20 protein-coding genes are annotated in these 21,471 nt (G+C 64.0%); 7 read left to right on the top strand and 13 right to left on the bottom strand.

The genetic code is table 11. The features are described from left to right. The first annotated feature begins 118 nt into the window (after nt 1-118). Complete coding sequence (locus tag HBJ55_RS00385) at nt 119-340, top strand: hypothetical protein (RefSeq protein ID WP_167109897.1); 222 nt, start codon at nt 119-121, stop codon at nt 338-340. On the opposite strand, the gene HBJ55_RS00380 is transcribed toward HBJ55_RS00385, so the two are convergent. The 3 genes from HBJ55_RS00380 to HBJ55_RS00370 are packed head-to-tail and all read right to left on the bottom strand — an operon-like array spanning nt 341 to nt 2,744. Next, nucleotides 341-1,288 (bottom strand): 5-oxoprolinase subunit C family protein, encoded by a 948-nt coding sequence (locus tag HBJ55_RS00380; RefSeq protein WP_167109895.1) that lies wholly within the window; start codon nt 1,286-1,288, stop codon nt 341-343. Next, nucleotides 1,285-1,989, bottom strand: coding sequence for a carboxyltransferase domain-containing protein (locus HBJ55_RS00375; protein ID WP_167110110.1), 705 nt, complete (start codon nt 1,987-1,989; stop codon nt 1,285-1,287). The genes HBJ55_RS00380 and HBJ55_RS00375 overlap by 4 nt, the downstream gene beginning before the upstream one ends. 2 nt (nt 1,990-1,991) lie before the next feature. Further along, entirely contained in the window at nt 1,992-2,744 is a 753-nt protein-coding gene (locus HBJ55_RS00370) for a 5-oxoprolinase subunit PxpA (protein ID WP_167109893.1), read from the bottom strand. 218 nt (nt 2,745-2,962) lie between these two features. On the opposite strand from HBJ55_RS00370, the gene HBJ55_RS00365 reads away from it, so the two are divergent. From HBJ55_RS00365 to HBJ55_RS00345, 5 genes are all read left to right on the top strand, one after another. After that, a complete protein-coding gene (locus tag HBJ55_RS00365) occupies nt 2,963-3,400 on the top strand; it encodes a VOC family protein (RefSeq protein WP_167109891.1) in 438 nt (145 codons plus the stop codon). A gap of 11 nt (nt 3,401-3,411) precedes the next feature. Continuing rightward, nucleotides 3,412-4,389 (top strand): LysR family transcriptional regulator, encoded by a 978-nt coding sequence (locus tag HBJ55_RS00360; RefSeq protein ID WP_167109889.1) that lies wholly within the window; start codon nt 3,412-3,414, stop codon nt 4,387-4,389. Nucleotides 4,390-4,424: 35 nt separating this feature from the next. Next, a complete protein-coding gene (locus HBJ55_RS00355) occupies nt 4,425-5,408 on the top strand; it encodes a TRAP transporter substrate-binding protein (protein ID WP_167109887.1) in 984 nt (327 codons plus the stop codon). A 64-nt stretch (nt 5,409-5,472) separates the two neighbouring features. After that, the gene (locus HBJ55_RS00350; protein ID WP_167109885.1) at nt 5,473-6,036 is read left to right on the top strand and encodes a TRAP transporter small permease; all 564 of its coding nucleotides are present in this window, start codon (nt 5,473-5,475) and stop codon (nt 6,034-6,036) included. A gap of 31 nt (nt 6,037-6,067) precedes the next feature. After that, on the top strand, nt 6,068-7,372 hold the full coding sequence (locus tag HBJ55_RS00345; protein WP_167109883.1) for a TRAP transporter large permease subunit: 1,305 nt from the start codon (nt 6,068-6,070) through the stop codon (nt 7,370-7,372). A 19-nt stretch (nt 7,373-7,391) separates the two neighbouring features. On the opposite strand, the gene HBJ55_RS00340 is transcribed toward HBJ55_RS00345, so the two are convergent. From HBJ55_RS00340 to osmF, 8 genes are all read right to left on the bottom strand, one after another. Beyond that, the gene (locus HBJ55_RS00340; protein WP_167109881.1) at nt 7,392-9,233 is read right to left on the bottom strand and encodes a protein kinase domain-containing protein; all 1,842 of its coding nucleotides are present in this window, start codon (nt 9,231-9,233) and stop codon (nt 7,392-7,394) included. 9 nt (nt 9,234-9,242) lie between these two features. Then, a complete protein-coding gene (locus HBJ55_RS00335; RefSeq protein WP_167109879.1) occupies nt 9,243-10,892 on the bottom strand; it encodes a dihydrolipoyllysine-residue acetyltransferase in 1,650 nt (549 codons plus the stop codon). A gap of 27 nt (nt 10,893-10,919) precedes the next feature. Beyond that, nucleotides 10,920-11,897 carry an alpha-ketoacid dehydrogenase subunit beta gene (locus HBJ55_RS00330; RefSeq protein ID WP_167109877.1) on the bottom strand — a complete coding sequence of 326 codons (978 nt, stop codon included), beginning with the start codon at nt 11,895-11,897 and terminating at the stop codon, nt 10,920-10,922. Between the two features lies 1 nt (nt 11,898). Beyond that, nucleotides 11,899-13,125: a thiamine pyrophosphate-dependent dehydrogenase E1 component subunit alpha gene (locus HBJ55_RS00325; protein ID WP_167109875.1), complete on the bottom strand. Its 1,227-nt coding sequence runs from the start codon at nt 13,123-13,125 to the stop codon at nt 11,899-11,901. 221 nt (nt 13,126-13,346) lie between these two features. Next, complete coding sequence (locus HBJ55_RS00320) at nt 13,347-14,114, bottom strand: ABC transporter permease (protein ID WP_167109873.1); 768 nt, start codon at nt 14,112-14,114, stop codon at nt 13,347-13,349. Further along, nucleotides 14,111-15,052 (bottom strand): ABC transporter ATP-binding protein, encoded by a 942-nt coding sequence (locus tag HBJ55_RS00315; RefSeq protein WP_167109872.1) that lies wholly within the window; start codon nt 15,050-15,052, stop codon nt 14,111-14,113. The genes HBJ55_RS00320 and HBJ55_RS00315 overlap by 4 nt, the downstream gene beginning before the upstream one ends. Beyond that, on the bottom strand, nt 15,049-16,215 hold the full coding sequence (locus HBJ55_RS00310) for an ABC transporter permease (RefSeq protein ID WP_338071946.1): 1,167 nt from the start codon (nt 16,213-16,215) through the stop codon (nt 15,049-15,051). Before HBJ55_RS00310 ends, HBJ55_RS00315 begins: the two co-directional genes overlap by 4 nt. A 3-nt stretch (nt 16,216-16,218) precedes the next feature. Beyond that, entirely contained in the window at nt 16,219-17,130 is a 912-nt protein-coding gene (gene osmF / locus HBJ55_RS00305; protein ID WP_167109871.1) for a glycine betaine ABC transporter substrate-binding protein OsmF, read from the bottom strand. 93 nt (nt 17,131-17,223) lie between these two features. Between osmF and HBJ55_RS00300 the strand changes: the two genes are divergently transcribed. Continuing rightward, nucleotides 17,224-18,213: a DUF1853 family protein gene (locus HBJ55_RS00300; RefSeq protein ID WP_167109870.1), complete on the top strand. Its 990-nt coding sequence runs from the start codon at nt 17,224-17,226 to the stop codon at nt 18,211-18,213. Between the two features lie 52 nt (nt 18,214-18,265). On the opposite strand, the gene cysS is transcribed toward HBJ55_RS00300, so the two are convergent. Continuing rightward, on the bottom strand, nt 18,266-19,675 hold the full coding sequence (cysS, locus tag HBJ55_RS00295) for a cysteine--tRNA ligase (RefSeq protein ID WP_167109869.1): 1,410 nt from the start codon (nt 19,673-19,675) through the stop codon (nt 18,266-18,268). A 1-nt stretch (nt 19,676) separates the two neighbouring features. After that, entirely contained in the window at nt 19,677-21,356 is a 1,680-nt protein-coding gene (locus tag HBJ55_RS00290) for a glutamine--tRNA ligase/YqeY domain fusion protein (protein ID WP_167109868.1), read from the bottom strand. Nucleotides 21,357-21,471 lie beyond the last annotated feature (115 nt).

Here is a 21,471-nt window from a genome sequence, read left to right as displayed (position 1 = left end):
TCACCATCCTGTCATGCGCTGTCGCCAGAATGGTAGGTGACAGGCCGAACGCATCGGCTTATTTTGAAAGTAAACCAGAAGAGCCGGCCTGATTGACGCAGGGCCGAGGGAGGGTAACATGCCACACCTGCTGCGGTTTTCCCGCGACATCGAATCCCGCCTCGAGAGACTTGCCCAGCGTACCGGCAAGAGCAAGGGGGAACTGATCGAGAGCTGCCTCGCGATGGGCATGCACGACCTGGAAGCTCAGTTTTTGCTGGAGGAGGCCGTCAGCGCCCCGCTAGCCAGCCATCGCCCTGCCCTCGACCAGTTGCTGCGCGAGAGCGGGCTGGGCGCCTGATCATCCGTTTCGGTGGAGCTCATTCAAGCAGCTTCGATGCCTCGCCAGCGCTTGCTCGCTGGACGTGGCCACCAGTCTCACTTCTTCCCCGGGCAGGCACTGTGCCAGGCACGCAGTTGACAACGGAGTCAGCGCCCCCAGGCGTGGGTAACCGCCAATGGTCTGGCGGTCGTTGAGCAATACGATGGGCTGTCCGTCCGGCGGCACCTGCACTGCTCCGAGAGGAATCCCCTCGGAGATCATGCTACCCAACCGGCAGTGCAGCTCGGGCCCGCGCAACCTGACCCCCATGCGGTCAGCTCGGTCGTCAATGCGCCACGGCGCATTGAAGGCACGATAGAGACTCACGCCGGTGAAATGACCGATCTGCGAGCCGGGTACCAGCGCCAGTTGCCGCCCCACCAGAGTGATGCCTTTGGCCGGGTCGAACGGCAGACGACGCTCCGGCGCTTGCTGCCCGCTCCATTCGAGCCGATTCCCGTTTCTCAACGCGCTGCCGTCACCCAGATGTCCGCCCAGTTGCTCCCGTGCCGTAGCGCTGCGGCTACCCAGCACCTCCGGCACATCGAACCCGCCTGGCACGGCCAGATAGGCTCGCAGGCCCTGCCGCGGCTGGCTAAAGGTCAGGCGTTGCCCAGCGGCGATGCGAAAGGTCGCACCGGGTGCGAGCGGACTGTCGTCGAGACGGGCCCCGAGATCTGCCCCCGCCAAGGCCAGTGTCGCATCCTGCTCCGCCTCCAGCGTCAGACCGCCACCGATCACGATCTCCAGCGCAGCGGCATCCGCTGCATTGCCCAGCAGCCAGTTGGCCCAATAGAAAGAGATCCAGTCGGCGGCGCCGCCCTGGGTCACGCCCAGGTGGCGCACGCCGAAGCGTCCACCGTCCACGACGAGCGCCAGGGGCCCCTCCTGCACGACGCGTAGAGCACGAGACACAGCATGATTCATGAAGCGCTCTCCAGCGGTGTGGTGTCGCCGCCCTGGCGCTCGAACTCATCACGAGAAATCGCCGCAAAGCGCACCCGGTCGCCCGGCAGCAGTAGTGGCTCGCCGCGACGAGCATGCTCGAACAGCGGCACGGCGGTGCGACCCAGGATGTTCCAACCACCCGGTGACTGCAGCGGGTAGATGGCGGTCTGGCGCTCGGCAATGGCGACGCTGCCGGCGGGTACCCTGCGCCGCGGCGTATTCAGCCGCGGCGTGGCCAGAGCCTCTTCCACCAGCCCCATGAAGCCGTAGCCGGGCGCGAAGCCAAGCGCGAAGACACGGTAGTCGCGATCGCAGTGACGCCGCACGATCTCATCGATAGTCAGCCCCGCCCGCTCGGCCACACGCACCAGCTCCGGGCCGACGCTGGGGTCATACCAAACCGGGATTTCGTGGCGCTGGCCCAGCCCGGCACCGGCCGGCTCCAGCCCTTCGAGTGCGCGCTCGATGCGCTGCAGCGCCTCAGCATGCGTCAGGCACAGGCAGTCGTAGTGCAGCATCAGCGTGGTGTAGGAAGGCACGAGATCGATCAGCCACGACCCAAACGCCTCGCGAAGCGCCCGATCGGCAGCGAGGAGCCAAGGCATGTTCTCCTCGTCGATGGTGTCGAACAGGCGCACCATGAGCACATCCATGGCGGCCGGCTCGATGCGCGGCCGAATCGTCACGTCGTCTTCAACGCTTCGAAGGCCTCGCGAATGGCTCGTACCGCAGCCACCGACTCGGGATTGTCGCCGTGTACGCAAAGGGTGTCGCAGGGCAGCTCGAGCTCGGTGCCATCCGCTGAGCGCAGCGATTCGCCCCTGGCCAGGCGCACCGCTTGTTCGACGATAACCTTCTGGTCATGGTGCACCGCTCCCGGCAGGCGGCGTGAGACGAGATGGCCGTTGGCATCGTAGGCCCGGTCGGCAAAGGTCTCGAACCAGATGGCGATGCCCTCTTCCTCCGCCAGACGCCGGCTCGGCTCGGGGTCGGCCGTGGCCATCAGCATCAGCGGCAGGCCTGGATCGTAGCTGCGCACCGCCCGCATGACGGCACGCAACAGCTCGGGATCGCGAGCCATGTCGTTGTACAGCGCGCCATGCGGCTTGACGTAGCGAATGGTGGTCCCCTCCGCCTGGCAAATGCCGGCGAGCGCACCCATCTGGTAGAGCACCATGTCCTCGACTTCCGCGGGAGAGCAGGCCATGGAACGGCGTCCGAACCCCATCAGGTCGGGATAAGCCGGATGCGCCCCCACCCTGACTCCATGCTCCACTGCAAGCCGTACCGTGCGGCGCATCACATGCGGATCCGAGGCGTGGAAGCCGCAGGCAATATTGGCGCAATCGACATGAGGCATGACCTCACTGTCGAGCCCCAGCGAGTAGTTGCCGAAGCTTTCGCCCATGTCGCAGTTGAGTAGGGGAACGGCCATGACGACTCCTGTGTCAAGCAGTGTCAAACGTCTATTCTTGTAGCGTGTTCCACTATATGAAGCGTCTTTTTTCATTGCCAATCGTTTTTCACGATACTCCGTATCGACAGCTTCTATCATATTGTTATTTAGTGGAAAAATGGTTGACCTCGTCCCTTTCGGGGATTATCAATGAAAAGAGTCGAGGCCCTATAACGTCAACAAAAGGAGTCACCCTCATGGCGGTCAAAGATCCTTTTCACCTGGCCATTCAGGTTCACGATATCGATGAGGCACGCCGCTTCTACGGCGACTTCCTCGGCTGCCCCGAAGGGCGCTCATCGGACAGCTGGGTGGACTTCAATCTCTTCGGACATCAGTTCGTCTGCCATCTCAATCCGGCCCTGAGGGATAATCCGGTTTCCAGCCACAAGAACCCCGTCGATGGCCACGGGGTGCCGGTGCCGCATTTCGGTGTGGTGCTGGAAATGGAGGCCTGGGAAAACCTGGCCCAAAAGCTGCGGGATCACGGCGTGGAGTTCGTGATCGAGCCCTATATCCGCTTCAAGGGCGAAGCCGGCGAGCAGGCCACCATGTTCTTCTACGATCCTTCCGGTAATGCCCTTGAGTTCAAGGCCTTCAAGAACCGTGAAGAACAGCTGTTCAAGAAGGCCTGACCGGCTCCGTCATGCTTGATTTCAAAGAGCTGGAGGCTTTCGTCTGGGCGGTCAGGCTGGGCTCCTTCCGCAAGGCGGCGGAACGCCTGCACCTGACGCAGCCCTCGATCTCGGAGCGCATCTCGCGCCTGGAGGGCAGCGTCGGAGAGGTGCTGCTGGAGCGCTCGGCCAGACCCATCCAGCCTACCATGCGCGGCCGCGAGTTCTTTGTGCATGCGGAGCGGTTGCTGCAACAGCGCGACGAAGCACTGAGACTCTTCGACGACGAGGAGACCTACTCCGCCCCCCTGCGCCTGGGCGCCATCGAGACCATCGCCCATAGCTGGCTGCCCGATTTCATGCGCGGCCTGACGCAGCGTTATCCGCGGCTCACCATCGAGCTGAGCGTCGACTATTCTCCGGCGCTCAACCAGCGGCTGGCCGGCAATGACCTCGATATCCTGCTGGCCATGAACGGTTATCTCGATCCTGAGCGCGTCGATCAGGTATCGCTCAGCCCCTACGAGATGGGCATGTTCGTCTCACCGGATCATGTCGAGATGCTGACTGCCCGCCCCGACAGCTGGCTGGTCGGGTTGCCTTTCATCTCCTTCGGCAAGAAGGCGCGACCCTATGAGGAACTGATCGAGTACCTGGCACGGCAGGGGCTGGAGCATCCACGCATTCACAGCGTGAGCACTCTGATGACCATTGTGCGAATGACCATGGAGGGGCTTGGCATCGGTGCTCTTCCCGTCGCCACCGTGCTGGACGAGTGGCGCAGCGGCAAGCTGTACCGCCTGGAACTGCCAAGTGCGCTGCCCGACATGCACTACGACGTGATATGGCGTCCGGCCAGCCATCCACGCTTCTGTCGTAGCGTTGGGCTGCTGGCCCAGGAGTGCGCCGAACGCTACGCAAGGGCACGCCGAGACGACATGGCGCACAGCGATTTTCCCGGCCGTTGGGTGCGGCCAGAACGCCCCACGACACACCCACTGGCAACATGACCACCACCCTCAGAAATCCAACAAGAGAGAAGATAATGAACAAGATCCTGTCCCGTTCCCTGCTGCTGGCGACCGCCTGCAGCCTTTCCGCTGCGGCCACCGCCGCCGAATGGACCATGGCGACACCTTATGGCGATGCCAGCTTCCATACCAAGAACGTGAAGCAATTTGCCGAGGACGTCGCGGAAGCCACGAATGGCGAACTGACCATCAACGTGCACAGCGGTGGCTCGCTGGTGGCCCACGGCGAGATCAAACCCTCGGTGCGCCGCGGCACCGTCGAGGCCGGTGAGGTCTTCCTCTCGACTCTGTCCAACGAGGATCCGATCTTCGAAGTCGACACCCTGCCGGGCGTGGCCGGCAGCTACGATGAAGCCTATCAGCTGTGGCAGACCACCAAGCCGCTCATCAGTGAGCTGTTCGCCAACCAGGGCATGATGCCGCTGTATGCCGTCGCCTGGCCGGCTCAGGGCATCTACACCGATTTCGAGCTGAACGACCCGGAGCAGTTCAAGGGCCTGCGGGTGCGCGCGCCGAACATCAATACCCAGCGTTTCGTCGACAACCTTGGCGGCAGCCCCACCGAGACCGAGGAGTCGGACATCCCCACCGCCTTCAGCACCGGCCGGGTGGACGCCATGATCACCTCGAGCTCCACCGGCAATTCGATGACCGCGTGGGACTACGTCTCCCACTACACCGACGCCAACCTGTGGCTGCCGAAAAACATCGTTTTCGTCAACCAGCGCGCCTTCGATCGCCTCGACGAGGCCACGCAGGAAGCGCTGCTGGAAGCGGCCGCGCGTGCCGAGGAGCGCGGCTGGCAGATGAGTCGTGACGACAACCAGGCCAGTCTCGAGGCGCTGCAGGAGAACGGCATCACCGTCTCCGAGCCTAACGAGGAAGTGGCCGCCGCCCTGCAGGAGGCGGGCAATCAGCTGTTCTCCTCATGGCAGGAGCGTGCCGGCGAGCAATCCATGCAGGTGCTCGAGGAGTATCAGCAGCAGCGCGGCAACTGATCCCGCAGAGACAAGGCGTGGTGGGCTGCCGCCACGCCTCTCCAGTTCGCCTCGAGGCACTGCCATGACTTTCAAGTTCAACGCACTTTACCGCCTGGGTGCCTGGGGCGCGGCCGCCTGTATGGTGGCGATCTGCGCCCTGGTTGCCCTGCAGGTCACCTTCCGCCTGGTCGACGCCCTGCTGGTGCTGGCCGGCATGCGTCGTCTCGGTTTCGGCATCACCGGCCTGTCGGAAATCGCCGCCTATCTGCTTGTCGGTGCAGCCTTCCTGGGCCTCGCCTACACCTTCGTCCATCACGCGCACATTCGCGTGACGCTGCTGATCGGCCGCTTGCCCTCGGTGCTGCGCGCCTGGTTCGAGGTCTTCTGCCTGCTGGTGGCGCTCGCCCTCAGTTTGCTGCTCGGCTATGGATTGGTGGAACTCGCCCGCGAAAGCCGCGACTTCAATGACGTCTCCTCGGGCTTCCTGTCGATCCCACTGTGGATTCCCCAGACGGTGCTGGCCACCGGTGTCGGCCTGCTGTGTCTGGCGCTGGCTGAGGCACTGGTACAGACGCTGCGGATCGCCATTCGCGAACCGGACCGCTTCCGTGAAGCGACCGCTACCGACGACAGCGAAACTCACTGAGTCGCGCCTCAACAATACGGAGTAACGTCACGTGCTGACACTCAGCCTGGCCACTATCCTCACGCTGGCGATCCTGCTGGGCAGCGGGGTGTGGATCGCCTTCGCCCTGATCGGTACCGCCTGGATCGCGCTGGCCTTCTTCAGCCCTTTTGCGCCAGGCCCGATACTCGCCTCCGACTTCTGGGGCGCCAGCTACGGCTGGGACCTGACGGCCCTGCCGATGTTCATCTGGATGGGCGAGATCCTGTTCCGCTCGGGACTCGCCGACAATATGTTCCGCGGTCTGTCGCCATGGCTCAACCGCGTGCCAGGACGCCTGCTGCACACCAACATCATCGGCAGCGGCATGTTCGCCGCCGTGTGCGGTTCATCGGCGGCCACCTGCGCCACGGTGGGCAAGATGACCCTGCCCGAGCTGGAGCGTCGTGGCTACGATAGCAATATGGCCATCGGCACCCTGGCCAGCGCCTCCACGCTGGGCCTGCTGATTCCTCCCTCGATCGTGCTGATCGTCTATGGCGTGGTCACCGAGCAGTCGATCTCGCGGCTGTTCATGGCCGGCATCGGCCCGGGGCTGATGATTCTGGCACTATTCATGAGTTATCTGGTGGTCTGGTCGCTGTTCCGCGGCAACCGCCTTGGCCTCACGGGCCAGGACGAATCCGGACTGCCGCTGGCCAAGAAGCTGCACCAGACACTGGAACTCGTACCGATTCTGTTGCTGATCGGCGGCATCATCGTCTCGATCTACGGCGGGCTCGCCTCGCCCACCGAGGCGGCCGCGGTCGGCGTCGTGCTATCGATGCTGATCGCGCGCTGGAACGGCAGCTTCGATGCCGGCATCTTCAGGGATTCGCTATTCGCCGCCGTCCGTACCGCCTGCATGATTGCCTTCATCATCGCCGCGGCTTCGTTCCTGACCTCGGCCATGGGCTTTACCCAGGTACCGATGCAACTGGCCCGCGCCATCGGCGAGATGGGCCTGTCGCCGACCATGCTGCTGGTCGCGCTGACCCTGCTGCTGCTGGTGATGGGTTGCTTCCTCGACGGCATCTCGCTGATCCTGCTGGTCACTGCCATCATCATGCCGCTGGTGAGCGCCGCCGGCTTCGACCTGATCTGGTTCGGCATCTATCTCGTCATCGTGGTCGAGATGTCGCAGATCACGCCGCCGGTGGGCTTCAACCTGTTCGTGATCCAGGGCCTGACGGGCAAGGACATCCTGACCATCACCAGGGCCACGCTACCCTTCTTCCTGCTGATGCTGGTCGCGATCGCGCTGATGCACCTGTTTCCCGAGATCGCCCTTTACCTGCCGCAGACCATGACCCGCTAAATGTGACGGGTGCCCGTACCTAGCCTCGGGCGCCGTCATGATGGATCTCTTCGCGTGGATTACGCGGGTAGTAGCGCTCGGGCTGGCGTTCGACATGGGCGAAGAAGCGCGTGTCCTTGTAGGGCATCTTCATGAAGCCGGAGACACCGAGCCCTTCGATCAGGCCCACCGCCGCCAGGATGTCCTCGAGACGATCGCGGAACTCCGCCTCGCGGGAGGGGTCGAGCAGGCGATAGTAACTATGAATCTTGAGGTGTTGGGGCAACGCCTCGAAGATGATCATACCGGTGTGATGGATCTCGTTGAGGGCTTCCAGCGAGGTAATGATCGTCTCCGGCAGGACCAGGAATTCCTCGGGATCGGGCCCGTCCTCAAAATAGCTGTGCAGGCGGCTGCGATCCTCCAGTTCGGGTACCGCGCTGACCTCGTAGCGCAGCTGCATGCCGGGCTCGACGACGAAGGGATGCGCCGGGCTTTCTCGATCCAGGTGCAGGGTATCGCGGGCGTTGAACAAGCAGCTCTTGAAGATGCCCTGGCGATAGATGGCGCGGGCCAGATTGACCATGTTATTGACGGCGGCGACGAAAGCCGACTTGAGCCTGGTGTCGTGCAGATTCAACGAGGTGTCGATATAGACGCCATCGGCTTCCCAGCGCACGGCGAGCCCGCCTACCACAGGATACTTGCCCAGGCGGCTCACTGCTGCAAGGAATGCTTTCTCGGTCTCGCCCATGCCCTGCATGAAGTTCTTGTAGTAGCGGTCGAGCTGGACGTCATTGACGTCGTTGAGCGTCTCGCGGCCGCCCTCCTCGCGCAGGAAAGCCTTGCGCGAGCTGTACACCACGGTATCGATCTCGCGCGCCGAGGGTCGTACCCAGGTCGGCACCAGCGGCGATTCCGCGGCTTCCGGCAGGTCGATCATCACCACCCGTGCCAGGCGCGGCATCTCGCGAATGAAGTGATCCCCGGCGCGCAGCCTCACGCGCGGGTCGGGATCGAGCATGCCATCGAGCATGCGGGCAAACTCCATGGGCAGGCCCAGGGAGGTGGCGGGAATGGCGCGATGACCGAAGCGGCACGACTGCGCCGAGGCCAGCGCGTAGAGAGTGCCGGCAGCGCCCTGTTCGTCGAAGCGCGGCGACGACAATGCGCCGTTCAGCTGCTCCTCGCCGATGAAGTAGACGTCGCCAAGACGCGCATTGGTCTGCTGCAGGTTGTCCGACATCAGCTCCATCACGTTGGCCGACACGAACTGCTGGTTGGCGTCGAGCTGGGCGAATACCGACGAGCCCCAGTCGATCAGCGCCACCGCCTCGCGACCGGCGTCGAAGACCAGGTTCGACGGCTTGATGTCGCCATGCACGATGGGGCGTCCCGCCGGCCCCGTTTCGCGCCGCAGGCTGCGCAGGATGTCGGCGAGCTGGTCGGCGATGCGCACCACCAGGCGCGGCGAGAGACGTCCTTCCCGTAGCGAAACCTCTTCCAGGTTGATGCCCGGGGCACGCTGCATCACAAGGATCGACTGGTTGCGCACCCGCTGGAAGGCGATCAGCCGCGGCACCCGGGAGTGTTCCACCTGCTCCAGCATGAACGCCTCCTCCTCGAGGCGATCCTGCAACTGCTGGGGCAGGTTGACCCGGGTGAACTTGAACACGTACTCCTCGTCGTGGGCGGTGATCCCGGCGAAGACGAAGCCATAGGCGCCCTTGCCGATCAGTTCGATATCCCGATAGCCCAACTGTTCGAGCTGGGCCTGACACAGCGCCACCCACTCCTTGAGCTTGCGCGCATCGTCGTGGCTGAGCAGGTAGATCGACTGCTCTTCCGGAATGTAGAACTGCTGCAGCGGCGCCTGGGACATGAACCGGCCTCAGCCTAGGTGAAGTAGCATGGTCTCCGGCGCTTCGAGGTAGCCCTTCCAGGCGTTGCAGAAGCGGGCGATGGTGCCGCCGTCGATCACCCGATGGTCGCCCGCCCAGGTCACCGTCATGATTGCCCGCCTCGTCACCTCGCCGCGCTCGTCGAAGCGCGGCAGCCACTGGCTCTTGCCGATGGCGACGATGGCCAATTCCGGAGCATTGATGATCGGTGCCGCATAGGTACCGCCGAGCGCCCCGATGTTGGAGACGCTGATGGTTCCGCCCTTGAGGTCCTCCTGTGCCACCCTGCCGTCGCGGGCATCTGCGGTGAGACGTTGGATCTCGCGGGCCACGTCGAGCACGCTACGCTGTTCGACATGCTTGACGTTGGGCACGATCAGCCCTGATCGGCTGTCCACCGCCATGCCCACGTTGACCGAAGGCAGGTAGTGGATCTCGGTCACCTCGGCGTTTAGCCGTGCATTGAGGATCGGCTCCTCACGAACCGCCAAGGCCAGCGCTTTCATGAAGAACGGCATCAGCGTCAGACGAACCTGCTGCGCCTCGGCCACCGGTTTCAGTCGCTCACGCAGGGTCAGAAGTTCAGTGACATCGATCTCCTCGCCATACTGGAAATGCGGGATGGTGCTGGCCGACTCGACCATGCGCCGAGCCATTACCGCACGCACGCCGCGAATCGGCTCGACGCGTATTTCGCCGTCATCACGTCTCGGCGGCTTGACCGCATCGCTGGGCCGGGAATAGCTCGCGGGCCGCTCACTGCGCTGCCGATCGTGCTCGAGCTGGCCGTCTTCGCGCGGGCCGCTTTCAAGAAAGCGCAGCACGTCCTCCTTGAGTACGCGGCCGTCCTTGCCTGAGCCGGCAATCGCCTCGAGCGACAGGCCGTGCTCGCGTACCAGGCGTCGCACCGCGGGGCTCGCCGGGATACGCCCGTAAGGCCCTCGGCCGCCGCTGGCCACGGAGGAGACGGAAGGCACTTCCGCCAGGCTTTCCGGGCGAGATGTCTCGCTGCCGGCCGCCGGGCTTTCGCTCGGCTCTGCATGGCTGGGTGTATAGGCGAACAGTGGCGCATGTACCTTGGCTATCTCGCCCTTGGGTACGTAGAGCTTGCTGACGGTGCCCGCCTCGGGAGCGGTGATCTCGACCATTGCCTTGTCGGTCATCACATCGACCAGCGGCTGGTCCTCTTCGATGTGCTCGCCCTCGGCCACGCGCCACTCAACCACCTCGCACTCGACGATGCCCTCGCCGATATCGGGCAGGATGAAGTCCTTCGTCCTGACGGCAGCTGCGGGCGTAGGTGCAGCACTCGACGCGCCAGGGGGAGGCGCTTCGGCCGCGGGGCTCGCCACTTCGTCCTCTTCCCGCGCAGCAGGACGAGGAGGTGTCTCGAGGCCTTCCTCGCCCGTCGCCTCATAGGCGAATAGCGGGGCATGCACCTTGGCGATCTCGCCCTTCGCCACATACAACCTGGTGACGCGCCCAGCCTCCGGGGCGGTGATCTCGACCAGCGCCTTGTCTGTCATTACCTCGACCACGGGCTGGTCTTCGGCGATCTCGTCGCCTTCGTCGATGCGCCATTCGACCACTTCGCACTCCACGATACCTTCACCGATATCGGGCAGCATGAAATCGCTCATTGTCTTCTCCTGTCCTGATATCGGGCGTCAGAACGCCACGGATGCCTTGATCGCTTCGAAAATTTTCAAGTGATCGGGCAGATACTCCTTCTCCAGCGTCAGCGGGAAAGGCGTATCCAGCCCGGTCACCCGTTCGATGGGCGACTCCAGGTACAGGAAGCAGCGCTCCTGGATGGTAGCGGCGATCTCGCCGGCGAAACCGCCGGTACGCGGCGCTTCGTGGGTGATCAACAACCGGCCCGTCTTGAGCACCGATTCGACCACGGTGTCCTCGTCCCAAGGCAGGATGCTGCGAAGATCGATCACCTCGCAGGAGATGCCCGCCTTCTCGGCCAACTCCACGGCCTTGTCGATCACTTCCATCTGCGCGCCCCAACCGAGCACGGTGATATCGCTGCCCTCCTTGGTGACTTCGGCCTCGCCGATGGGCAGTTGGTAGTCCTCTTCCGGCACCTCGCCGACCGAGGCGCGATAGAGCCGCTTGGGCTCGAAGAAGACCACCGGATCGGGATCGCGGATGGCCGACAGCAGCAGCCCCTTGGCCTGGTAGGGGTTGCGCGGCACTACGACCTTCAACCCCGGCGTATGCGCGAAGTAGGCCTCGGGTGATTGAGAGTGATAGAGCCCGCCGGAGATACCGCCGCCATATGGCGCGCGTATGGTCAGCCCGCCGACGTTGAACAGATCGCCTGAGCGGAAGCGGAACTTGGCGGTCTCGTTGACGATCTGGTCGAAGGCCGGAAAGATGTAGTCGGCAAACTGGATCTCGGCCACCGGCACCGAGCCCTGGGCCGCCAGGCCGTTGGCGAAACCGATGATGCCCTGCTCCACCAACGGCGTGTTGAAGCAGCGGTTACGACCGTACTTCTCCTGCAGATGACTGGTGGCACGAAACACGCCGCCGAACACACCGACGTCCTCGCCGAAGCAGAGCACCTTTTCGTCTTCGGCCATGGCGATGTCCAGCGCGTTGTTGATTGCCTGAAGCATGTTCATCCTGGGCATGTCAGGCTCCTCCCTGTTCATCGCTGGACTTGTGGTCGCTGCCCGGCGCCTGGACGCCGGGGTCGAGGGAACTCGCCCCCTTCGGGTAGGCATCGGGGTGCTTGCGAATATGGGTCTTGAGGGCGTCGAGCTGCCGCTGCAGCGCCGGTGTCACGTCGGCATAGACATCCGTGACCAGGCTCTCGAGGGGCGGGGGCGGGCGCTTCTCGGCACGCTTCATGGTTTCGAGCACCTCGCGACGCAGGCTGTCCTGCAGCTCCTTCTCCTGCTCTTCGCTCCACCAGCCAAGATCGATCAGCCAGCGCTGCATGCGCAGGATCGGGTCCTTCTCCCGCCAGGCCTCCTCTTCCTTGCGAGAGCGGTAGCCGGAAGGGTCGTCGGAAGAAGAGTGAGCCGCGAGCCGATAGGTCATGGCCTCGATCAGCACAGGCTGGTTCATCTCCACGGCGATCTTGCGTGCATCCTGTGTAGCGCGGTACACCGCCAGCACGTCGTTACCGTCGACACGGATCACGTGCATGCGATAGCCGAAGGCGCGTGGGGCTATGCCGTCGGCGGCGAACTGCTCGCTGGCCGGCGTCGAGATCGCATAGCCGTTGTTGCGGCAAAAGAAGATCACCGGCACCTTGTGCACCGAGGCCATGTTGAGCGCGGCGTGAAAATCCCCCTCGGAAGCCGCACCCTCGCCGAAGAAGGTAATGGTGCAATGCCCCTCGCCGGCCAGCTTCTGGCCATAGGCGTAGCCGGTAGCCTGGGGAATCTGGGTCGCCAGCGGCGAGGAGATGGTCATGTAGTGCAGCTTGCGCGAACCGTAGTGGATCGGCATCTGCCTGCCCTTGCCGTAGTCGAGCTCGTTGCCGAACAGCTGGTTCATGAACTCGTCGTAGCTGAAGCCGCGATAGACCAGCGCTCCCTGCTCGCGATACTGGGCCATGATCATGTCGGCATCGTCCAGCGCCGCGGTGGCACCGATGACCGCTGCCTCCTCGCCGGTGCATTGCATGTAGAACGACAGCCGGCCCTGGCGCTGCGCCGCCATCATGCGCTCGTCGAGCACGCGGGTGACGAGCATGGCGCGGTAGATCTTCAGCGCCTTTTCCTCATCGAGCTCAGGCGCTTCGGCGCCCTCGAACAGGGAGCCATCCTGTTGCAGCAGGCGGAAGGTGGGAATGTTGAACTCATCGCCGGTCATGAAGCTCGGCGTGTGCACGTCGTGTGTTGTTGTCATCTTCCTGGTCCTTGGGTAATGGCAGGAGGAGTGCCGCCCCTCGTGAGGGCAGTGTTGACTCTAATGTAGCCGTCTGCCAGAGGGTCACTCCAGCAGATCGCCAACGCTGGAAGGTTGACGTTAACGTAAGATGAACCTAAACGCACCTATTTTGCTAGTCAACCTCCGTTTATACGACGAATGAACTGCCAGGCCCGATATCAGCAGACGAACTCGCCATGTCAACCTGGGTTACCGGGAATGAGACGCTCGAAAACGCTATCCACGGCGATCGCCAGCAGCCCGATCAGCAGCGCCCCTTGAAGGATGTAGGCAGTGTTGCCGTTGACGATGCCCGAGATGATCGGATCGCCAAGGTTGCTCGCCCCCACGGTTGCTCCCAACGCCGCGGTGGCAATATTGATGGTTACCGAGGTGCGTATTCCGGCAAGAATGACGGGGGCCGCCAATGGCAGCTCGACCTGGCGCAGTACCTGCCCGGCGGTCATGCCCATGCCCCGGGCCGCCTCGTGCACGTCGAGGTCGATGCTGGCAATGCCGGCCAGAGTGTTGCGCACGATCGGCAGCAAGCCATACAGCAACAGCGCAACGATGATCGGTAGCGTGCCGAAACCCAGCGCCGGCACGGCCAGAGCCAGCACGGCAACGGGAGGAAAAGTCTGGCCGATAGAGGCGAGTTGCGACACCAGGGGCAGGAAGTCTCGACCGGCGGGTCGGGTGACGGCTATCGCCGCTCCCACGCCCAGCACGACCGCCAGCAGCGAGGCAGCACCCACCACCAGGATGTGTTGCCCCAGCAATGAGAAGAAGCCGGCCCGCCGATAGATGACCTCCCGCATGTCCGGCTCGACCAGGCGGAACAGCCACTCGAGCTGCCCCATGCCCGCTGCCAGCAACAGCAACAGGGCCAGCCAGACCAATGGCGCCAGCCACAGGCGCTGGCGAGCCAAGGGTGTGAGACGGTTGCCGGTGAGCGATGCGGGCTTCATGACGCCTTGGCCCCGAGCAGGCGGCGCAGCGACAACTCGCCGATGGGAATGTCCTCCTCGTCGACTACCGTCAGGCGATCCACCTGGTGCCACAGCATGACCGACAGGGCCTGGCTCAGCGACGCGCCATAGGCAATCCGCTCGCTGGCCAGCAGGCGCGGCCCCAGCGGCAGCATGCGCTCACTGACGCGGATCAGCGCCGCCTCCTTGAGGCCGCGGTCCATGCCACCCAGCAGCGATTCGACGAAGGGATTGACCGGGTCGTGCAGCAGCTCGATCGGTCTGCCCTGCTGCACGACCCGGCCCTGGTGCATCACCACCAGCCGGTCGGCCAGTGCCAGCGCCTCGTCCATGTCATGAGTGACGAAGACGATGGTCTTGTGCAGCCGCGCCTGCAGCTCACGCATTTCATGCTGCAATGTCTCACGGGTGATGGGATCCAGCGCGCCGAACGGCTCGTCCATCAGCAGGATATCGGGGTCTGCGGCCAGCGCCCGGGCCACGCCCACACGCTGCGCCTGGCCGCCGGAGAGCTGGCGTGGGTACTTGTCGGCGAATTCCGCTACCGGCAACCCCAACAGTTGCATCAGTTCCTCGACACGCTCACGCACACGCCCCTTGGGCCACTTGAGCAGGCGCGGTACCAGGCCAATATTGCGAGCTACCGTCCAGTGCGGAAACAGACCGGTACTCTGGATGACGTAGCCGATGCGCCGGCGAAGCGTCACCTCGTCGAAGTTGCGCACCGGCTGGCCGTCCAGATGGATTTCGCCTCCATCGTGCTCGATCAGCCGGTTGATCATGCGCAGGGTGGTCGACTTGCCGCAGCCCGAAGTACCGACCAGCGCGCACAGCTCGCCCTTCTCGATGCGCAGCGAGATTCCGTCGACGGCGGTGTCGTTGCCGAAGCGCTTGGTCACGTCGAACAATTCGATCATGCGGCCCCTCCGGGACGAAGACGTTCACTCAGGGAACCGAACAGCGCGTCGGCCATCAGCGCCAGACCGATGATCGGCAAGGCACCGAGCAAGACCATGTCCATGGCCGCCTGCCCCAGCCCCTGGAAGATGAAGGTCCCAAGCCCCCCGGCACCGATCAGCGCCGCCACCGCCGTGAGACCGATAGCCTGGACCGTGGTGATGCGTATCCCTTCGAGCACCACCGGCAAGGCCAGCGGAAGGCGCACCTGCAGGAACACCTGACTTCGGTTCATGCCCATGCCGCGGGCCGACTCGACCACTGCCGGGTCCACCTCTTCCAGCGCTACGTGTATGTTGCGCACCATCGGCAGCAGGCTGTAGCCGAGCAGTGCCAGGAAAGCCGGCGCCCAGCCGATGCCGCTCACGCCGATGGCTGATAACCAGTCGATGCGGGAGCCGAGCCAGGCGAGCGGTGCCAGCAGCAGACCGAACAATGCCAGGCTGGGAATGGTTTGAAGGAAGTTGAGCACGCCGAATCCTGCTCGCCTGATACCGGCATGCCGACGCATGGCCAAGGCCAGCAACGAGGCCAGCACCAGGCTGGCGCCTACCGCGGCGCCAACCAGTACCAGATGCATGGCCAGGGCAGTGATGAACTGATCACTGCGGGCCTGGTACTCGCGCAGCAGTGCCAGCGGCTCCAGCCATAGTGTGAGCGCCAGCCACCAACCCGCTCCCATCGGCACCAACAGCAGCCAGCCCATGGGCCGCGATAGCCCCAGCCGCGTGCGCAGCTCGATCAGCGCCAGCAGCAGCAGGAACAGCAACAGCCACAAGGCGGAGCCGATGCCGACACGCGCCCGGGGCATGTCGGACTCCACCAGGACCGCCGTCGCCGCCGAAAGCCACAGCGGCAACAGCGTCAACAGCGCCACCACGGCCACCAGCGCCAACCGCAGCCCCTTGCGGGTCGGTTGCCAGGCCAGCACCGCTACGGCGAGCATCGGCAGGGCCAACAGCAGAGCCGGCCAGCCGTCCATGACTTCCCGTGCCGTATAGGCGGAACCGGGCACGATCCGATTGGGCGCCACGCTCACTGCATCGAGTGTGAGCCACGCAGCCACGGCGGACAGCATCAGACTCAACAGTACCCAGTTGGTACGTTGCCTGCCCTCACCCACGCGTCAGTCCTGCAGGCCGGTCAGATACTCTTCGGCGACCTGGCTCGGGTCGAGGCCCTCCACCGCCACCAGGCCATTGAGCTCCTGTAGCGTCTCGAGGTCGAGCGACTGGAACAATGGTTCGAGAAGCTCGGCGATCTCCGGGTGCGCATCGAGCACCTCCTGTCGCACCACTGGCGCTGGCTGGTAGACCGGCTGCACGCCGAGCGTATCCTCCAGTACTACCAGATCCAACGCTTTGAGGCCGCCATCGGTGCCGTAGGTCATGGCGCCATTCACGCCGCTGGTCTGCTGCGCGGCGGCACGCATGGTGGCGGCGGTATTGCCACCGGACAACACCAGCAACTGATCCTGCGAAAGCTCGAAGCCATAGGCCTGCTGGAAGGCCGGCAGCGCCTGCTCCGACTCGACGAACTCGGCACTGGCGGCAAACTTGAATTCCCCCCCGTCGTCGAGGTACTCGGCCAGATCCTCGAGGGTTTCGAGGCCATGCTCGCGGGCCAGATCACCGCGCACGCTCATGGCCCAGGTATTGTTGGCCTGTGCCGGCGTCAGCCATACCAGGCCATTCTCGGCATCTCGCTCACGTACCGTATCAAAGGCACGCTCGGCATCGTGCCAGACGTCGCTGTCGGCCATGTCGAAGAAGAAGGCACCGTTTCCGGTGTATTCGGGATAGAGGTCGATCTCACCGCTCATTAACGCCTGGCGCACGATGTTCGTGGCGCCGAGCTGCAGCCTATCTTCGGTTTCGATCCCGCCCTGCTGCAGTCGTTGAATGATCAATTGACCCAATACCGAGCCCTCGGTATCGATTTTGGAGGCGACCGTTACCGGATCATTGGCCTGCGCAACGGTTGCGAGCAGCAGAGAACCGGCAGCCAGCGCCGCCAGGCCGGACAAGGAGCGTTTCATATCACCACCATCCGTTGTGAATGTCAGTAGAGTATAAGGCGTGTACAGTTTGACTGTCAGACCCGGATCTCAACGCGGAGCCACATCCCCACCATGTCCGAGGACGATGCCGCCCTGCTTGCCCGCTGCCATCATCCGCTGGTGCGCGATCTGGCCTGGATCGTGCTGGCCCCCGACCTGCTCGCCACTCCCTGGCCCGGGCGCCCCACCCGCGCGACCCTGGGCCTGACGGAGCATCGCTTGCACGCCTATTTCGACGAACTCGAAGCCACACCTCAGGCGTTGGAACGTCGTGTGGGCAGTACCGTCGATGGCCGCATGGGGCATTACCATGAACGCCTGTGGCAGTATCTGCTCGATACTGCCCCAGATACCCGCCTGCTGGCCAATAACCTGCGCATACATCAAGGCAAGCGCACACTGGGCGAGCTCGACCTGCTCTATCGGCGACGCGACGACCCGACGCCAGTGCACCTCGAAGTGGCCATCAAGTTTTATCTGGGACTAGCGGAAGGCCCCGGAGCGGTCAATGATCAAGCACGCTGGATCGGCCCCGGCGGCGCCGACAGCCTGGCCACCAAGCGCGAGCACCTGGATCGTCATCAACTGCGCTTGACCGAGCGGCTCGAGACCCGCCTGACGATCCGGCAGCATACCCAACCACGCGATATCGGCCCCGCTCCCGAGGCCAACATCCGGCCCCAGTTGGCGATCCCGGGCGTGCTCTTCTACCCTTGGCAGTCGCCCATCCCCCCGCCACACGAGGCAGCGCCCGAGCACCTACGCGGCCATTGGTTGTACTGGCGCGATTGGCGGCGGCTGCGCGATGGCCTGGCACGCCAGACTCGCGCCGCCTGGCTGGTAAAACCACACTGGCTGGCACTGCCACGGGACGAGGCATTCCTGCCACTGCGCGACGTCGAAGCCCGCCTGGCGCAGCACTTTTCGCGCCCCGCCTCTCCGGTTCAGATCGCGCTGCTCGCCCCTAGCGGCCCAGCCAACCGGCATCGCCGTCTTTTCGTCGTGGATGACAGCTGGCCACTGCAGATACCGCTGCCTCCGCGCCCACGCCCCGTCACCTGAGTACGAACGAAAACGCCCGGCCGAGGCCGGGCGAATGACGATACGAACGGTCTCACTGTCTGGGCGATTCGAAGATCCAGCTCGTGCCCTCGCGCGCGTCCTTGAGCACGATGCCGAGTGCGGCGAGTTCGTCGCGAATAGCATCGGCCTTGGCGAAGTCCCTGGCCTGCTTGGCTGCGGCCCGCTGGGCGATGCGCGCCTCAATCTCGGTTTCGGACAGCGGCAGCGCCGCCTGGTCGCCCTTGAGAAAGGCCTGCGGATCCTGGTCGAACAGCCCCAGCACACCACCCAGGCGGCGCAGCTCATGTGCCAGGCCTGGCGCGAGAGCCGGTGCCTCTTTCTTTGCACGGTTCAGTTCACGCGCCAGCTCGAACAGCACCGAGAGCGCCTCGGCCGTATTGAAATCGTCATCCATGGCGGCGGTGAAGCGCTCCGCGAAGCGGCCGTCGACCTGACTTTGGCCAGGCTGCTCTCCGCTCTCCAGGTCCAGCCCTGCGAGAGCGGTATAGAACCGCTCCAGCGACTTGCGCGCCTCGGCCAGCGAATCCGGGGCATAGTTGATCGGGCTGCGATAGTGGCTCGCCACCAGCAGGTAGCGCACCACCTCGGGGTCGTGAACCTCGAGCACCTCGCGGATGGTGAAGAAATTGCCCAATGACTTGGACATCTTCTCCTGGTCCACTCGCACCGCGCCGGCGTGCATCCAGGTATTCACGTAGGGCTTGCCGGTGGCCGCCTCGGACTGGGCGATCTCGTTCTCGTGGTGCGGGAAGGTCAGGTCCGGCCCGCCGCCATGAATGTCGAAGGTTTCGCCCAGGCAGCAGGTCGACATCGCCGAGCACTCGATGTGCCAACCGGGGCGTCCTTCGCCCCATGGCGAGGGCCAGCTCGCCTCTCCCGGCTTGGCCGCCTTCCACAGTACGAAGTCGAGCGGGTCCTCCTTATGCTCATCGACCCCCACCCGCGCGCCCGCGCGCATCTCGTCGAGGTTGCGATTGTTGAGCTTGCCGTACCCCTCGAACTTGCGTACCCGGTAGTAGACGTCGCCGTTGACGGCCGGGTAGGCGTACCCCTTGTCGATCAACGTCTTGACCATGGCGATGATCTCGGGCACGTGCCCGGTGGCACGCGGCTCCTGATCCGGGCGCAGCACACCGAGGCGTGCCTCGTCCTCGTGCATGGCATCGATCATTCGCTCGGTCAACGCAGCGATGCTCTCGCCATTCTCGTCGGCGCGCTTGAGTATCTTGTCATCGATGTCGGTGATGTTGCGCACGTAGGTGACGTCATAATCACGCCAGCGCAGATAGCGGGTCACCACGTCGAACGCCACCATCACCCGGGCATGGCCCAGGTGGCAGTAGTCGTAGACGGTCATGCCGCAAACGTACATTCGCACCTTGCCCGGCTCGATCGGTGTGAATGTCTCCTTGCGCCGCGTCAGCGTATTGTAAATCTGCATGTCAGCCCTTCTTCTGTATCTTTGCCCAACTGTCCTTGAGTCCAACGGTACGGTTGAATACCCGCTTGCCGTCGCGACAAGCGTGGCGGTCGGCACAGAAGTAGCCTACGCGCTCGAACTGGAAGCGCGATTCGGGGGCCGCATCGGCCAGGCTCGGCTCGCCCATGGCCTGGCAGACCTGCAGCGATTCGGGGTTGAGATGCTCGAGGAAGTCGGCATCCTTGTCCTTGTCCGGTTGCTCGACCAGGAACAGGTTGTCGTAGAGGCGCACCTCCATGGGTACCGCATGGGCCGCGCTGACCCAGTGGATCACGCCCTTGACCTTGCGCCCTTCGGGGTTCTTGCCGAGGGTATCGAAATCTACCGAGCAGCGCAGCTCGGCGATCTCGCCGGCGCTGTCCTTGACCACCTCGTCGCAGCGGATCACGTAGGAGTTGCGCAGGCGCACCTCCTGCCCCGGGGCCAGGCGGAAGAACTTCTTCGGCGGCTCCTCCATGAAGTCGTCCTGGTCGATATAGAGTTCGCGCGTGAACGGCACCCGGCGTACCGGCATGTCGTCACGCGCCGGATGCCCCGGCACCTCGTAGACCTCCTCGAAGTCCTCGGCAACGTTGGTCAGCACCACCTTGAGAGGCTTCAGCACGCACATGGCCCGCGGCGCGTTGTCCTCTAGGTCGGAACGGATGGCGTGATACAGCATGGCGATGTCGACCAGGCCGCCGTCGGCACGGGTCACGCCGATCATCTCGCAGAACTTGCGGATGGAAGCCGGCGTATAGCCGCGCCGGCGCATGCCGGAAATGGTCGGCATGCGCGGGTCGTCCCAGCCGTCGACGATGCCCTCGTCCACCAGCAGCTTGAGCTTGCGCTTGGACGTGAGGGTGTAGTTCATGTTGAGCCGCGCGAACTCGATCTGACGCGGCTTGGCCGGCACCGGCAGGTTGTCGAGGAACCACTCGTAGAGCGGACGGTGATCCTCGAACTCCAGCGTGCAGATCGAGTGGGTCACGCCCTCGATGGCATCCGACTGACCGTGAGTGAAATCGTAGGAGGGGTAGATCTTCCACTTGTCGCCGGTCTGATGGTGATGGGCGTGGCGAATACGGTAGAGGATCGGGTCGCGCAGGTTGATGTTAGGCGAAGCCATGTCGATCCTGGCCCGCAGCACCCGCTCACCTTCGTTGAACTCGCCAGCACGCATGCGCTCGAGCAGATCGAGACTCTCCTCGGCGCTACGATCACGATATGGGCTCGGCCTGCCGGGCTCGGTCAGGGTACCGCGGTACTCGCGGATCTCGTCGGGCGAGAGGTCGTCGACGTAGGCCTTGCCCTCGCGAATCAGGTGCTGCGCCCAGGCGTAGAGCTGATCGAAGTAATCGGAGGCATAGCGCACCGAACCGGCCCACTCGAAGCCGAGCCAGCTGACGTCCGCCTTGATGGCATCGATGTAGGCCTGCTCTTCCTTGGCCGGATTGGTATCGTCGAAGCGCAGGTGACAATCCCCACCAAACTGCTCGGCCAGTCCGAAGTTCAGACAGATCGACTTGGCGTGCCCCACATGCAGGAAGCCGTTGGGCTCCGGCGGGAAGCGAGTGACGACCTTGCCGGCACGGCCGGCCTCGATCTCGTCGTGGATCTGGTTACGAATGAAATTCGGCGCACTGGCGTTTTCGGTGCTCATGTCGTTGCGGCAAACCTCTGGTTGGATCGCGAATCGGAAAAGGGCCTCGGATACGATGGCCCGACGCGCTTCGCGCATCGATGCAAAACCGCTATTATAACGCCACGCCCATGCA

It is taken from the genome of Billgrantia bachuensis, assembly GCF_011742165.1.
Classification (GTDB): domain Bacteria; phylum Pseudomonadota; class Gammaproteobacteria; order Pseudomonadales; family Halomonadaceae; genus Halomonas; species Halomonas bachuensis.
Note: the sequence above shows the minus strand (reverse complement) of the source record. Positions and strands in the feature narration are given on the sequence as shown.

Excerpts from the sequence above, each read along its gene's own strand:
- HBJ55_RS00290 (WP_167109868.1), bottom strand. The coding sequence starts at position 21,356 with ATGAGCACCGAAAACGCCAGTGCGCCGAATTTCATTCGTAACCAGATC.
- HBJ55_RS00335 (WP_167109879.1), bottom strand. The coding sequence starts at position 10,892 with ATGAGCGATTTCATGCTGCCCGATATCGGTGAAGGTATCGTGGAGTGC.
- cysS (WP_167109869.1), bottom strand. The coding sequence starts at position 19,675 with ATGCAGATTTACAATACGCTGACGCGGCGCAAGGAGACATTCACACCG.
- HBJ55_RS00350 (WP_167109885.1), top strand. The coding sequence starts at position 5,473 with ATGACTTTCAAGTTCAACGCACTTTACCGCCTGGGTGCCTGGGGCGCG.
- HBJ55_RS00355 (WP_167109887.1), top strand. The coding sequence starts at position 4,425 with ATGAACAAGATCCTGTCCCGTTCCCTGCTGCTGGCGACCGCCTGCAGC.
- HBJ55_RS00300 (WP_167109870.1), top strand. The coding sequence starts at position 17,224 with ATGTCCGAGGACGATGCCGCCCTGCTTGCCCGCTGCCATCATCCGCTG.
- HBJ55_RS00370 (WP_167109893.1), bottom strand. The coding sequence starts at position 2,744 with ATGGCCGTTCCCCTACTCAACTGCGACATGGGCGAAAGCTTCGGCAAC.
- HBJ55_RS00380 (WP_167109895.1), bottom strand. The coding sequence starts at position 1,288 with ATGAATCATGCTGTGTCTCGTGCTCTACGCGTCGTGCAGGAGGGGCCC.
- osmF (WP_167109871.1), bottom strand. The coding sequence starts at position 17,130 with ATGAAACGCTCCTTGTCCGGCCTGGCGGCGCTGGCTGCCGGTTCTCTG.
- HBJ55_RS00385 (WP_167109897.1), top strand. The coding sequence starts at position 119 with ATGCCACACCTGCTGCGGTTTTCCCGCGACATCGAATCCCGCCTCGAG.
- HBJ55_RS00315 (WP_167109872.1), bottom strand. The coding sequence starts at position 15,052 with ATGATCGAATTGTTCGACGTGACCAAGCGCTTCGGCAACGACACCGCC.
- HBJ55_RS00365 (WP_167109891.1), top strand. The coding sequence starts at position 2,963 with ATGGCGGTCAAAGATCCTTTTCACCTGGCCATTCAGGTTCACGATATC.
- HBJ55_RS00325 (WP_167109875.1), bottom strand. The coding sequence starts at position 13,125 with ATGACAACAACACACGACGTGCACACGCCGAGCTTCATGACCGGCGAT.
- HBJ55_RS00340 (WP_167109881.1), bottom strand. The coding sequence starts at position 9,233 with ATGTCCCAGGCGCCGCTGCAGCAGTTCTACATTCCGGAAGAGCAGTCG.
- HBJ55_RS00330 (WP_167109877.1), bottom strand. The coding sequence starts at position 11,897 with ATGCCCAGGATGAACATGCTTCAGGCAATCAACAACGCGCTGGACATC.
- HBJ55_RS00360 (WP_167109889.1), top strand. The coding sequence starts at position 3,412 with ATGCTTGATTTCAAAGAGCTGGAGGCTTTCGTCTGGGCGGTCAGGCTG.
- HBJ55_RS00320 (WP_167109873.1), bottom strand. The coding sequence starts at position 14,114 with ATGAAGCCCGCATCGCTCACCGGCAACCGTCTCACACCCTTGGCTCGC.